Consider the following 14,179-nt stretch of genomic DNA (forward strand, 5'->3'; position numbering starts at 1 on the left):
TTAGTTCACTGCGTTGCCGACAAAGGCAACATCACCATCGAGCAGTGTTCCTGACGCATCGCGCTTAGCAAGCTCAGTGGGGAGTTCGCGAGGCATGCCATCAAGGGCAGATGCGCGAGGAGTTCCCTGTCCGACCCAAGCCAGTGCTAACGCATCTTCGCCCTTAAGGAGGGTTTGTGCTCTCACGCCGCCTGTGCCACGACCCTTGGCGGGGAATTCCGTCAAAAGCGAAACCTTAGCGCGACCGGCGTCTGTTCCCAGCAAAGTGTTCATGCTGGTGGAGATGGTGACGACCTGGGCATCTGCTTCAGGCCCAGCGGTGAAGTAGATCACACGAGCGTTGTCTGCGACTCGAATACCGGCCATACCGCCTGCAGCTGAACCTTGGGGACGAACAGCTTCAGCGCTGAAGTGGAGCAATTGTGCATCTGACGTGACAAAGATGAGCTCATCGGATTCACTGGCAGGTGCTACGCCCACTACGGAATCAGAATCTTTCATCGAGATGATGGCATTTCCTGACTTCACGGGGAATGCGTCAGCTTGAATGCGCTTGACCACACCTTCGGCTGTTCCGAGTGCATACGTTGTGTCGCCGCCTAATGAGACGAGACCGACTACCTTCTCGCCTGATTCAAGTTCGATGTAGTCGGAGCTATTGACCGCTGCCGCGAGCGAGACGCTGGATGCAGGAACACCAGGAAGTGAGACGGGGGAGAAGTGAACTAAACGTCCCTGGCTGGTCACAGCCCCGATCAAGCCACGACGTGTGGTCGTGATGTCAGAAACAACTCCATCGTGGGCTGTGCGGTGGGTTCCCTGGGCAATAGGGTCGTCTGCATTCTCAAGATCAACTCGGGCTAAACGCCCGCTTGCAGAGAGCAATACTCGACATGGTGTGTCTTCTAGCTGAAGCGCCTCAGGCTGGGCCGCTGCGGCTCGGGCAGCAGTCGTTGCAGGTGCGACTGTCGACGTTGAGAGGACAGTTCGGCGGGGAGTACCGAGGTTCTTGGATACTTCAGTGAGTTCCTTGACCACAACGTCAATGAGCTTCTTATCGCTGGCCAGGATTGTTTCCAGTTCTGCAATTTCTTTGCGCAACGCATCTGCTTCTGCTTCGAGTTCAACGCGCGAGAACTTCGTTAGACGACGTAAACGAAGTTCCAAAATGTAGTCGGCTTGAGGAACCGAGAGCTCAAAAACGTCCATCAGGCGTGCGCGAGCTTGTTCAGTGTCGTCACTTTGGCGGATGAGTTGAATTACTTCGTCGATGTCCATGATGGCCACAAGCAAGCCATCTACGAGGTGGAGTCGTTCCTGGCGCTTGGCAAGGCGGTGTTGAGAGCGTCGCTGAACTACGAGCTTGCGGTGCTCGACATACACAGTCAGCATCTCGCGAAGTCCCATGGTCTGTGGACCACCGTTGACGAGCGCGACGTTGTTGATGCTGAAGGAGTCTTCGAGCGGGGTGTAGCGATAGAGCTGTTCAAGTACTGCTTCGGGATCGAAGCCGGTCTTGATTTCAATCACGAGCTTAAGGCCATGGTGGCGATCTGTGAGGTCAATGACGTTGGAGATGCCGTTGAGCTTTTTACTGGTAACGCCATCCTTGATTTTGTCGATGACCTTTTCAGGACCCACCAAGTAAGGCAATTCTGTGACAGTAATTCCCATTTTTCGAGGGGAAATACTGCCGATAGTCACGCGAGCACGTGTCTTGAACGAGCCACGGCCTGTCTCGTATGCCTCTCGAATACCATCTAGACCCATGATGACGCCGCCTGAAGGAAGGTCAGGGCCGGGAACGAAAGCCATCAGGTCATCCAGCGAAGCCTGTGGGTTTCGAAGAAGATGGATAGAAGCTTCAACAACCTCGATCAGGTTGTGGGGCGCCATGTTGGTGGCCATACCCACCGCAATACCGCTCGCGCCGTTGACCAGCAGGTTGGGATATGCCGAAGGTAAAACATCAGGCTGCTGGAACTGGTTGTCGTAGTTGGGAACGAAATCGACAACATCCTCATCCAGGTTCGCTGTCATGGCGAGAGCTGATGCAGCAAGTCGTGCTTCGGTATATCGAGCAGCAGCAGGGCCGTCATCGAGCGAGCCAAAGTTTCCATGCCCGTCAATCAGGGGCAGGCGCAGAGAGAAGTCTTGAGCCAAACGCACGAGTGCGTCATAAATAGAAGCATCACCGTGGGGGTGAAGCTTTCCCATCACTTCACCAACAACACGAGCGGACTTCACGTGGCCTTTATCGGGACGTAAACCCATCTCGCTCATCATGAACAAGATGCGTCGTTGCACGGGCTTCAGACCATCACGTGCATCAGGGAGAGCACGAGAATAAATCACGGAATAGGCGTACTCCAGAAACGAGTCCCGCATCTCTGTCGAGACATCAATGTCTTCGATACGTTCGACAGCGTCGTTCGCGGGTGTGGAGGTGGCCATATCTGTGATCTTTCGTTACGCATAAGACACAGCAGACATAACTGGCAAACCGCGCAACTATGGCAGACTGACGTCGATGTCCATCATGTTACCGAGCCTGAATTCCGCGCAGTTGAGCCTTGCCGACGTGTTGCCAAGTTGCTTAGCAAGCCTTGGAATGCAAGAAATGCCCAACAGGTTAGAGCTCCCTGCAGCCCAGTCTGCAGTTGTGGTCTTAGTTGATGGTTTGGGTTCTCAGAATCTCGCTTCGGCATCAGCTCATGCGCGCTTTCTGGGTAGGCATTCCACTTCAGAAACATCTCTCACCACCGTATTTCCCAGCACGACTGCTGCGGCACTTGCTTCTTTGACAACGGGAACAACCCCAGGCCAACACGGAATGACGGGTTACAAAGTAAGAAACCCTGAATCTGGAGATGTCGTCAACCTGTTGACCGGTCTGGGTGTATTTCCTGAGCCCTCAGCGTGGATTACTCGACAACCGTTATATTCACGTGCTCAAGAAAACGGCATCACTCCAACGGTTGTTGCTCATCCACGCTTTGCAGATACCCCGTTGACGAAGGTTATCCACGCAGGTGCAGTTCAGCTCAGTTCGAAGACCTTGGATGAGCGTGTTCAGGCCGTGCTCAGCACTCTCAAACAACCAGGCAAACACCTCGTCATTCTCTACATCTCTGAACTTGACGAGTTAGCTCACAATAAGGGAGTTAATAGCCCTGAATGGGCCGCTTCGTTGGAATCAGTTGATGGTGCACTCAAAACCCTCAGTGAACAGCTTCCGACCGACGCGGGAATGATTGTGACAGCCGACCATGGCGTGCTCGATATTCCTGCGTCGAAACATTTTCTTTATGGAACTGATCTCGAACATATGGAACATATCTCAGAGGTAGGCGGTGAACCTCGTTGTCTTCAGTTGTACTTCTCTGAGGAAGCGACCGTCAATGATCGGGCTGCTGCGTTGACCGTGTGGCGGAGAGATTGGTCAGAGCTTGCGTGGGTTCTCAGTAAAGATGAGGTACTTGAATCCGGGCTTTATGGAGTGGTTGATACGGCCGTTCTTTCACGTCTCGGTGACATCTTCGTACTTGCAAAGAAGGACGTCGCGTTCTACGACGAACGCGACCACTTACTCAAGGGGCGAAACATGATTGGGCAACACGGGGGAGTCTCGGCAATTGAGCTCTCGATCCCCGGAATACGCCTAGGGGCTTTTGCCTAATTAGGCTGGGTCGTCATCGGAACGTGTTCCGAAGACAATGTCATCCCATGACGGCATCGAAGGTCGACCGTTTTTACCGACCTGCTTAGAATCATTCTTTGATTCAGGAGTGACAGTGGGGGCTTCTTCCGAAACGTTCATATCGAACGGTTCTGTGAAAGAAAGAGTCGCGTCGAATTCGACTGTTTCCCCGCCAATAACGGTGTCCTCTGAAACAACTTCTAGAGAATCAGTTACTGCACTGACCTCGTCTTTGAGCCAGGCTGGAGTCGTCTCTCGGTCATTACGGCGCTTGCGTAATGCTTCTAAAAGATCTGCAGTGGGGCTGTGTTCGCGAGTCTCCTCAGCCGCAGGAGCTGCAGAAGTTTCAGGGACCGCTGACACCACAGGGGCAGTCATTGATGCGGGGAGAGGTTCAACGACAAGTGTGTCTGCCGAGTCAACACCAACAGCGCGCAACTTAGGAATAAGACCAGTGCTGAGCTCGCCTCGTTGAGAAAGTGTTGTGGCATCACTATTGACAGGAGTCAAGGTCCTCTTGCGAGGTTCAAATGACCATCTCGCATCATGCTCAATGGCGTTAGCTGTGAACTCCAGTTTGACCACCCACGAGCCAGTTTCTTCTTTCCACGTTGCCCAGCGTTCTGCTGTCGCATTGAGGCTGTGTAGACGCTGGGTGATGACGGTGCCAAAAGCAGTACTGAGGCTTCCCGTGTCTGTTTCTACGGTGGTCTGTGTGGGCACGGACAAAGCAGAGGTGATGATGAACTCGCGTTCAGCGAGAACAGGGGTTTCAAATCGCTGAATGAGATCTAACGAAGCTCCTGTAAGTGCAGAGATTTCATCGTTAGAAAGTCCTGCACGAAGGTGAGACTGAATGTCTTTCGGAGAAACGCGAGGGCCGTCTTCTGTGGTGCGGCTGTGACGAAGTCGACGCAGCGAGGTCTCATCAACAGGAACTCTGAATTCATTTCCTTCATCGTCAGTGACAACGAGGGTCGCGCCATCGACATCGGTGACTTTGAGTTCGCGCATAACAGGGTGCTCCTTGGCCAAATTCTGTTGACTAGAGAATTCCACTAAATGGTGAAGATGCCTCGTAAGGCGTGCGCGTGCCGAGGTAATTGCTTCTCTCTAGCAACACGCCCTGTCAGGTTTTTGTGTTTCTGAGCTCAATGGGGCAAACTGTCCGCGCCGGAGCATTTCAACGCCGGTGACGTGACGAATTGGATCTTCAAGATGGCAACTGACTACGACGCACCCCGCAAAACAGATAACGACGACACTGAATCGATCGAAGCACTCAAAGAACGAGTCCCCGACAAGCTCTCTGGTGCCGTTGATTCAGAAGACGCAGACAACCCTGGTGGTTTTGAACTTGCAGGTGCAGATCTCTCTGACATGGAACTCGACGTTGTCGTGCTCCCTCCTCAGGATGATGAATTCACCTGTGTGAGCTGCTTCCTGGTCAAGCACCGTTCCCAGGTGGACCACGAAGAAAAGCTTGGTCCTGTTTGTAAGGAATGCGCTTTCTAAGACTTAAACACCACATGGCCAGCTGAAAAGCTGGCCATGTGTGTTTTAAGCGCTACTTCTTATCTCTTCCAGAGCGCAATGCAGCAACCAGTTCTTCTGGCTTGCGAGTAGAGAAAAGCCAATAGGGAGTGGGGTCGTTGGGGTCTGTGATGTCCACCCGGACCACAGGGTTCACCCATCCGCGGAGGAAGATCCATGCGCGGGCATCAAGTTCGGGGCCACGCGCCGCTACAGCGTAGTTTCCGGAATAGGCACTAACCGAACCAATGAATTCGCGGTTGATATGTGCCTTACCCACGCGAAGTTCTGTTTCGGTGAGAGTGATGGTGGGCGACGTGGCGAACATAGGTATCACGATTGCCGCGTAAATCACGATCGAAAGAATGACACCAAGGGTGAAATCTATCGGGGCCATCACCAAGATCGTCGTAGGAATCATGAATGCCGCAATGACATACATCCACCACGATGGGCGCAAAACTTCACGAAACGTCGTCATACCTCTATTCGACCACTGATTTTGGACTAACCTCGACACGTGGCCGAAACAGTTGAAGTTCTTATCTCTGCTCAGAACGTTCCCAGTTACTCTCATCCCGGAGATGCAGGGGCGGATCTTTCTTCTTCCGAAGCACTGACACTTGCTCCTGGAGAGCGTGCAACAGTTGGAACAGGTGTTTCCATTGCTCTTCCAGCTGGCTACGTTGCGTTCGTTGTTCCACGCTCGGGATTGGCTTCTAAGCACGGAATCACTGTGGTGAATTCACCAGGCACTGTTGATGCTGGCTACCGCGGGGAGATTAAAGTCACTCTTTTGAACACCGATTCTTCACAGCCTTTTGACATTGCCGTGGGCGATCGTATTGCTCAGATGATTGTGATGCCTGTCACTCAAGCTCGTTTCATCCCAGTTGAGAAACTTCCAGTAAGTGAACGTGGCGATTCTGGTTTTGGTTCCACTGGACTTTCAGCACGAAAAGGAAACTAAACATGTCAGGTCCTATTTCCGACGCCAAAAGCGCACCAGCAGATCGTGAAACCACTGGTCCCTTCGACGAATCTGAAGTCAGTGGTGTTCGACCCTACGTCGATTTAGGTGCGCTCAAACTAGTTCCCCGCGAAGGACTCAACCTCCGTTTGGAAGTTGAAGAAGGCTCCGGTCGTGTCGTTGCAGTAGCAATGGATTACCAAGGTTCCACACTTCAGGTCCAAGCATTTGCGTCTACGCGTTCGCAAGGTTTGTGGCACGAGGTTCGTTCACAGCTCACTGAACAGATTTCTACTCAGGGTGGTTCTGTTGAGGACACTCTCTCTGAACTAGGGCCAGAGTTGTTGTGTAAAGTTCCTGCACTTGTCGACGGTAAGCAAACTTTTCAAGAAGTGCGCTTTATTGGTGTTGATGGCCCTCGTTGGTTCTTGCGCGGTGTGATTGCAGGTCCTGCAGCGACTAACCCTGAAATGGGTGCACGCATGATTGAACTGTTCAAAGACATCGTTGTTGTTCGTGGACAGCAACCCATGCCACCTCGCGAGCTCATGCCACTGAAGGTTCCTGAGCAAGCAGCAGGTATTGCTCCTACGCAGCGCTAATCATGTCTGACAAACAAGGCATTGCTGGCCTGGCCTCTCAGCTGGGAGGAAGCTCAAACGGTAAACATCCCCTGTGGAATGCCATGGGTGGAGCACTCGGCATTGTCGAAACAATCCTTCCGGGACTTCTCTTTGTCGCAGTCTTTTCCTTCACGCTCGATCCTTGGTTGGCTATCTGGGTATCGGTTTCTGCTTCTGTTCTCTTTACGTTGTATCGCCTCGTGCGAAAACAAGCAGCCACCCAAGCCCTTGTTGGTCTGCTTGGCGTTGCCATTTCCGCTGTACTTGCGTTGATGTCCAACAAGCCTGAGGACAACTTCGTGGTGGGCATGGTTACCAACGGCGTGTATGGCACCGTCTTCCTGATTTCAGTAGCTGTCGGCTGGCCCATTATTGGTGTGGTTATTGGTCTCGTGCGCAGCGAGGGCACGTCATGGCGTAAGAATCGTCATCACAAACGCGTCTACACCGGAGTCACCCTGTTGTGGGTGGCAATGTTTGCTCTGCGCCTCGGCATTGAGTATCCGCTTTATCTGGCAGGCGATGTAGCCGGGCTCGCGACAGCGAAATTGATTTTAGGTTTGCCCCTATACGTTCCTGTTCTTGCCTTGACGTGGCTGATCGTGCGATCGCTCTATCGAGAAAAATCTTCACTTTCAGAAGAAATAACTGTCAAAAAGTCCGACTAAGATATATCTTGATATCAAGAGACTTTTTGTTTTCTTGATTTCAACATTTTTTTGACCTGCGTAGTACGCCCAATGGAGGAGCAGCACGTGTCGGCAGTAAACAGCTTTGGAGCTAAGAGCACACTCGAGGTGTCAGGAAAGTCTTACGAGATCTTCCGCCTCGACTCCGTTCAGGGACACGACAAGTTGCCCTACAGTCTCAAGGTTCTCCTCGAGAACCTTCTGCGCACTGAGGATGGCGCAAACGTCACTGCAGAGCAGATCAAGGCCTTGGGCAGCTGGGTTCCTTCTGCTGAGCCCGACACCGAAATCCAGTTCACCCCTGCTCGCGTCATCATGCAGGACTTCACTGGTGTTCCCTGTGTCGTTGACCTTGCAACCATGCGTGAGGCAGTAACCGAGCTCGGTGGCGACCCCACCAAGATCAACCCTCTTGCTCCTGCAGAGCTCGTCATTGACCACTCAGTTATTGCAGACCTTTACGGTTCAGCAGATGCTCTTGAGCAGAACGTTGAAATCGAATACGAGCGCAACGGCGAGCGTTACCAGTTCCTCCGCTGGGGCCAGACCGCGTTTGATGACTTCAAGGTTGTTCCCCCTGGAACCGGTATCGTCCACCAGGTCAACATTGAGTACCTTGCTCGCGTCACGATGGCTCGCGAAGTTGCTGGTGTTCTTCAGGCTTACCCTGACACCTGTGTAGGTACCGACTCTCACACCACCATGGTCAACGGCCTCGGTGTACTTGGTTGGGGTGTTGGTGGTATTGAGGCTGAGGCAGCAATGCTCGGTCAGCCCGTCTCCATGCTTATTCCTAAGGTTGTTGGTTTCAAGCTTTCTGGCTCGATCCCCACCGGTGTAACAGCAACCGACGTCGTTCTCACCATTACCCAGATGCTGCGTAAGCAGGGCGTTGTGGGCAAGTTCGTAGAGTTCTACGGTCCTGGTGTTTCTTCTGTTCCTCTGGCTAACCGTGCCACCATCGGAAACATGAGCCCAGAGTTCGGTTCAACCGCTGCAATGTTCCCTGTCGACAATGTCACCTTGGACTACCTGCGTCTGACCGGTCGCTCGGCTGAGCAGGTTGCTCTCGTTGAGGCATACTCCAAGGCACAGGGCCTGTGGTTTGACCCCAGCAACGAGCCCAACTTCTCGGAGTACATGGAACTCGACCTCTCGACTGTTGTTCCTTCCATCTCTGGCCCCAAGCGTCCACAGGACCGCATTGAGCTGTCGAAGGCACAGACCCAGTTCGCAGAAGACGTCAAGAACTACACCCACGGTGACGCAGTCAAGGTCAGCGTTGATGGGGGAGAAGAGTTTGAGCTGAAGAATGGTGCTGTCACCATTGCAGCCATCACTTCCTGCACCAACACCTCTAACCCTTCGGTCATGCTTGCTGCAGGTCTTCTTGCTCGCAACGCTGTGAAGAAGGGCCTGAAGTCGAAGCCATGGGTCAAGACCACCCTGTCTCCTGGATCCAAGGTAGTGACCGACTACTACGAGAAGGCAGGAGTTACTCCTTACCTCGACGAGCTCGGTTTCTACCCCGTTGGTTACGGCTGCATGACCTGCATTGGTAACTCTGGTCCCCTCAAGGACGAGATTTCTGCAGCAATCAACCACAACGACCTCGCTGTGACCGCTGTTCTCTCGGGTAACCGTAACTTCGAAGGCCGTATTAGCCCCGACGTGAAGATGAACTACCTGGCAAGCCCTCCTCTCGTCATTGCTTATGCTCTGGCTGGTTCGATGGACTTTGACTTCGAAAAGGACGCTCTCGGAACTGGTTCCGACGGTAACCCTGTCTTCCTCAAGGACATCTGGCCTGACACCGCTGAGGTAGAGAAGGTCATTGGCGAGTCCATTGACACTGCCATGTTCGACCACGAGTACTCCTCTGTATTCAACGGTGATGCGCGCTGGCAGAACCTGCCCACCCCAACCGGTGCAACCTTCGAGTGGGACACTAAGTCCACCTACGTGCGCAAGCCTCCATACTTCGACGGCATGAAGAAGGAGACCACTCCTGTCACCGATATTGCTGGTGCTCGCGTGCTGGCAACTCTGGGTGACTCAGTGACCACTGACCACATCTCACCTGCTGGAAACATCAAGGCTGGCACCCCTGCGGCTGTCTACCTCGATCAGCACGGTGTTGCTCGCGGTGACTACAACTCTTATGGATCTCGTCGTGGAAACCACGAAGTAATGATTCGCGGCACATTCGCGAACATTCGTCTGAAGAACCAGCTCCTGGACGGTGTTGAGGGTGGTTACACTCGCGACTTCACTCAGGCAGATGGCCCTCAGTCCTTCATCTACGACGCCAGTGCAAACTACCAGGCAGCTGGAACTCCTCTCGTCATCTTCGGTGGCAAGGAATATGGTTCCGGTTCATCGCGTGACTGGGCTGCAAAGGGAACCGCTCTGCTGGGCGTGAAGGCTGTTATCACTGAGAGCTTCGAGCGTATTCACCGCTCTAACCTCATTGGTATGGGTGTTCTTCCTCTGCAGTTCCCTGCAGGTCAGAGCTGGGAGACCCTGGGTCTCGATGGTACTGAGATCATCTCGATCTCTGGCGTTGAAGAGCTCAACAAGGGTGTTACCCCCAAGACTGTTCGTGTGACTGCTACTCCTTCGGAGAACTCTCCTGCAGGAAAGCAGACCATCGAGTTTGACGCAGTAGTGCGCATCGACACCCCAGGTGAAGCTGACTACTACCGCAACGGTGGAATCCTCCAGTACGTGCTGCGTTCGCTCGTCGCTTAGTCGACGAATTCACAGCACAAACTGGTTCGTTTCCTCATAGACTCGAGCCATGGCAATTCTTGAGACTGTTCACGGTCCACGTGACCTCGACAAGCTCACTAACGATCAGCTGATTGAGCTTTCCGGAGAAATCCGTGAATTCTTGGTGCGCGAGGTTGCCCGCTCTGGCGGGCACCTCGGCCCCAATCTCGGCGTGGTCGAAATGACTATTGCTATTCACCGTGTCTTTGATTCACCCAAGGATTCGATTGTCTTTGACACTGGACATCAGTCCTATGTGCACAAACTTCTGACAGGTCGTCAAGACTTCTCCAAGTTGCGTGAAAAGGGAGGCCTTGCCGGCTACCCACAGCGCTCAGAATCTATTCACGACATTGTGGAGAGTTCTCATGCATCAAGCTCACTTTCTTGGGCTGACGGCATTTCCAGGGCGTATTCGATGTCGGGTCAAAAAGACCGACATGTCATTGCGGTTGTGGGTGATGGCGCTCTCACTGGCGGAATGACCTGGGAAGCACTCAACAACATCAGTCACGACAATGCCCGCAACCTCATCATCGTTGTCAATGACAACGGACGCAGTTACGCTCCCACTATTGGTGGCATGGCACGCTTCTTGGACAGTGTGCGCACGCGCAAGGGGTATCGCAACCTGCACTTTAGTAGTTCTCGCTTTTTCGCCAAGATGGGCCCTTACGCACGGGCTTTTTATCGCGGTGTGCGTGGCGGTGTTCACGGCTTCTTGAGCCGCTTCACCAACAATCAAGACCTCTACGCCAACCTCGATATCAAATACCTTGGCCCCGTCAATGGCCATGACGTCAAGGCGATGGAGGCAGTTCTTCGTCAAGCGAAGAGCTACGGGGCTCCTGTCATAGTTCATGCCATTACCGAAAAGGGTAAGGGCTACGAACCTGCACGCCGTGACCTCGATGACCAGTTCCACGCGGTGGGAAAGATCGACCCTGCAACAGGTAAAGCACTGAGTAGTTCAACTTCTGTTGGATGGACGGATGTCTTTGGTGACGAACTCGTTGCACAAGCAGAGCACAACAAGAAAATTGTTGCCATAACCGCTGCAATGTTGCGACCTACAGGTCTTCACAAGATGCTCGAGCGCTTCCCTGAGCGCATCATTGATGTGGGAATTGCAGAACAGCATGCAGTGACCTCTGCTGCGGGCCTTGCTTTTGGTGGAATGCACCCGGTTGTTGCCATTTATGCCACCTTTGTGAATCGTGCTTTCGACCAAGTGTTGATGGACGTTGCACTTCACAAGGCTGGCGTGACTTTCGTTCTCGACCGTTCAGGTGTGACCGGCCCCGATGGTCCAAGCCATCACGGCGTGTGGGATCTTGCTTTGTTGCAAGTTGTCCCTCATATTCGCCTAGCTGCTCCTCGAGACGCTACGCGCCTGCGTGAGGAGCTTGCAGAGGCTTTAGCAGTCAATGATGCACCAACTGTTATTCGCTTCCCCAAGGGCACTGTAGCGACCGATATCGAAGCTGTTCGTCGTTGTGACGATGGTGTGGATGTCCTGCTCGAGGCAGCCCACAAAGATGTTCTTATCGTCGCGATCGGTGCATTTGCTCAACTGGGTCTAGAAGTTGCAGCACGTCTTGCCCAGCAGGGGATTGGTGCAACAGTTGTCGACCCACGATGGGTTGTTCCTGTTCCCACCAGCATCATCGAGATGGCTCGTGATCACCGCCTAGTTATCACCCTTGAAGATGGTGTTCGAGTGGGTGGCATTGGAACACGTATCCGCCAGGATCTGCGCAGCGCAGGTGTTGACACCGCTGTCGATGAACTCGGACTTCCCGATGAATTCATTGATCACGCCACACGTGAAGAAATTCTTGCCGAAGCTGGTCTCACTGCACAAGACATCGCACGTGATGTCGTTGCTCAGGTACTCGGAAGTAAAATTCCCGTGGCGAGGCCCCTGCCTGAAGAGTCAAACGTTTCCGACTCTCTTCGAGCTGACTAGCTTCTAGTTCGAGGTTCCCGCAATGAGCGGGTTGTGGAATGTTCCACCAAATACTCTCTGGCTAGCCCCAATGCGGTCGAGGAACGGTGTTGCCCCGCCCATCTGGAATGGCCAACCAGCGCCCATAATCATGCACAAGTCAATATCTTCAGCAGCTGTGACGACGTTTTCTTCAAGCATGCGATGGATTTCATCAGCCAGACCATCCTCGATACGTAAACGAATCTGTTCCGAAGTCATGGGGGAGGTTCCACCCTTGACAATGGCTTCGGCCCCTCGGTCATAGCCAGTTATCTTGCCTGTGCGGCCACGAACAATGATCGAACCGTGTTCCGCAAGCTTGTGAAGATTGTCACTGCGGAAGAAGCGGTCAGGGAATGCTGCATGGTGGGTATCTAGAACGTGTGCACCCACTTTGAGCCCCACTAAATCGAGCAGTTCGAACGGCGCCATGGGCATTCCGAACGAAGCGACAGACTCATCGACTGTCTTGAAGGGTGTTCCAGTATCAACTGCGTGCATTGCTTCGCCCAGTAAACGAGCGAGCAATCTATTCACTACGAAACCAGGGGAGTCAGAGGTAATGACAGCTGTCTTTCCGAGTTTCTTAGCAGTATCCATCGCTGTGGCTAGTGCGACCTCATTGGTCTGAGGAGCGTTGACCACTTCAACCAATGGCATTACTGCAACAGGGTTGAAGAAGTGGAAACCGACCAAACGTTCGGGGTGAGCTAGCTTGGCACCAATGTCCTGTACCGACAAGCTTGACGTGTTGGTGGCGAGAATGGCGTCCTCAGCGATGTATTGCTCGATATTGGCAAACACATCTTGTTTCACGCTGAGCTCTTCGAAAACGGCTTCAATGACCCAATCGGCATCCGAGAATGCTGCTGGGTTAGTTGTGCCACTAACCAGTGCTTGGAGGCGTTGGTTTTCGTCTGAGGAGATGCGTCCCTTGTCATGCATGGATTGAATCTCTGCGTGGATGTATAACAGTGCTTCGTCGAGCTTCTCCTGGTTGATGTCGGTGAGGACAACAGGGACCTTGAGCTTACGTACAAAAAGCAAAGCAAACTGTCGTGCCATCAACCCAGCGCCGATTACTCCCACCTTGCCCACAGGACGTGCAAGTTTGGGATCCGGTGCGCCAGCTGGCTTCTTTGCTCGCTTCTGAACTAGATCAAAGGCATACATCGAAGCCTGGAATTGATCTCCTACGATCAGTGAAGCGATAGCTTCATCCTCGCGAGCAAAGGCTGCTTCTTTGTCGACTTTCCTTGCTTGTTCGAGCAATTCAAGAGCAACATATGGAGACTTTGCTACGGTACCGAGCTTGTCCTCGACGCTCTTTTTGGCAATGTTGACTGCCAAATTCCACTTCGCTAGGCGCTCAATCTTGCCAGGCTGGTTGGGGCGGTGTGGCTGGTGGCCGCTGAGGACAGAGTCTGCCCACATAATTGATTCTTCTAAGAACCGCGCAGAGCCAAACATGGCATCAGCAATTCCGAGCTCAAACGCCACAGAAGCATTGAGCATCCGGTTGTTCTTGAGAGGGTTTTCGATAATGACCTTGAGCGCGTTCTCAATTCCGATCAGGTTGGGGAGCAAGTATGCCCCGCCCCATCCTGGAATGAGTCCGAGGAAGACCTCAGGAAGAGCAATTGCGCTGACGTTGGCATCGACAGTTCGATAGTCCGCATTCAACGCCACTTCAAGACCGCCACCTAAAGCAAGACCATTAATGAAGACGAATGAAGGAACGCCCAACTCGCCCAACCGACCTAATGCTCGGTGCCCAAGCTGTGCAAGCTTGACAGCCATTGCCTTGCTGGGGACTTCACCGACGCGGCTGAGGTCAGCGCCAGCAGCAAGAATAAATTCTTTACCGGTGAGGGCCACACCGTGGATTTCTCCTTGTGCAGC

At 53.2% G+C, this 14,179-nt stretch carries 11 protein-coding genes; 7 read left to right on the plus strand and 4 right to left on the minus strand.

The window, feature by feature from the left end:
* A complete protein-coding gene (locus Q0362_RS01405) occupies positions 1–2,454 on the minus strand; it encodes a DNA topoisomerase (ATP-hydrolyzing) subunit A (protein WP_298119002.1) in 2,454 nt (817 codons plus the stop codon).
* Between the two features lie 76 nt (positions 2,455–2,530).
* Between Q0362_RS01405 and Q0362_RS01410 the strand changes: the two genes are divergently transcribed.
* Complete coding sequence (locus Q0362_RS01410; protein ID WP_298119004.1) at positions 2,531–3,679, plus strand: alkaline phosphatase family protein; 1,149 nt, start codon at positions 2,531–2,533, stop codon at positions 3,677–3,679.
* Here the strand turns inward: Q0362_RS01410 and sepH are convergent, their stop codons facing one another.
* Positions 3,680–4,714, minus strand: coding sequence for a septation protein SepH (gene sepH / locus Q0362_RS01415; protein ID WP_298119006.1), 1,035 nt, complete (start codon positions 4,712–4,714; stop codon positions 3,680–3,682).
* Positions 4,715–4,918: 204 nt separating this feature from the next.
* Between sepH and Q0362_RS01420 the strand changes: the two genes are divergently transcribed.
* The gene (locus tag Q0362_RS01420; RefSeq protein ID WP_280795218.1) at positions 4,919–5,215 is read left to right on the plus strand and encodes a DUF4193 domain-containing protein; all 297 of its coding nucleotides are present in this window, start codon (positions 4,919–4,921) and stop codon (positions 5,213–5,215) included.
* A gap of 52 nt (positions 5,216–5,267) precedes the next feature.
* Here the strand turns inward: Q0362_RS01420 and Q0362_RS01425 are convergent, their stop codons facing one another.
* Positions 5,268–5,714 (minus strand): DUF3093 domain-containing protein, encoded by a 447-nt coding sequence (locus Q0362_RS01425; protein WP_298119009.1) that lies wholly within the window; start codon positions 5,712–5,714, stop codon positions 5,268–5,270.
* Between the two features lie 39 nt (positions 5,715–5,753).
* Here Q0362_RS01425 and dut point away from each other — a divergent pair, with 39 nt between their 5' ends.
* The 5 genes from dut to dxs all read left to right on the plus strand — a co-directional run bounded on the left by dut (position 5,754) and on the right by dxs (position 12,256).
* Positions 5,754–6,203, plus strand: coding sequence for a dUTP diphosphatase (dut, locus tag Q0362_RS01430; RefSeq protein WP_298119011.1), 450 nt, complete (start codon positions 5,754–5,756; stop codon positions 6,201–6,203).
* 2 nt (positions 6,204–6,205) lie between these two features.
* Positions 6,206–6,805 (plus strand): DUF3710 domain-containing protein, encoded by a 600-nt coding sequence (locus Q0362_RS01435; protein WP_298119013.1) that lies wholly within the window; start codon positions 6,206–6,208, stop codon positions 6,803–6,805.
* Between the two features lie 2 nt (positions 6,806–6,807).
* Complete coding sequence (locus tag Q0362_RS01440; protein WP_298119015.1) at positions 6,808–7,494, plus strand: DUF3159 domain-containing protein; 687 nt, start codon at positions 6,808–6,810, stop codon at positions 7,492–7,494.
* A gap of 72 nt (positions 7,495–7,566) precedes the next feature.
* A complete protein-coding gene (acnA, locus tag Q0362_RS01445; RefSeq protein ID WP_298119017.1) occupies positions 7,567–10,266 on the plus strand; it encodes an aconitate hydratase AcnA in 2,700 nt (899 codons plus the stop codon).
* Between the two features lie 49 nt (positions 10,267–10,315).
* The gene (dxs, locus tag Q0362_RS01450; RefSeq protein ID WP_298119019.1) at positions 10,316–12,256 is read left to right on the plus strand and encodes a 1-deoxy-D-xylulose-5-phosphate synthase; all 1,941 of its coding nucleotides are present in this window, start codon (positions 10,316–10,318) and stop codon (positions 12,254–12,256) included.
* Between the two features lie 3 nt (positions 12,257–12,259).
* Here the strand turns inward: dxs and Q0362_RS01455 are convergent.
* Positions 12,260–14,179, minus strand: a 1,920-nt coding sequence (locus Q0362_RS01455) for a 3-hydroxyacyl-CoA dehydrogenase NAD-binding domain-containing protein (protein ID WP_298119021.1), incomplete at its 5' end; no start/stop codon positions are given.

The sequence above is a fragment of the uncultured Aurantimicrobium sp. genome (genome assembly GCF_936931525.1).
Lineage (GTDB): Bacteria > Actinomycetota > Actinomycetes > Actinomycetales > Microbacteriaceae > Aurantimicrobium.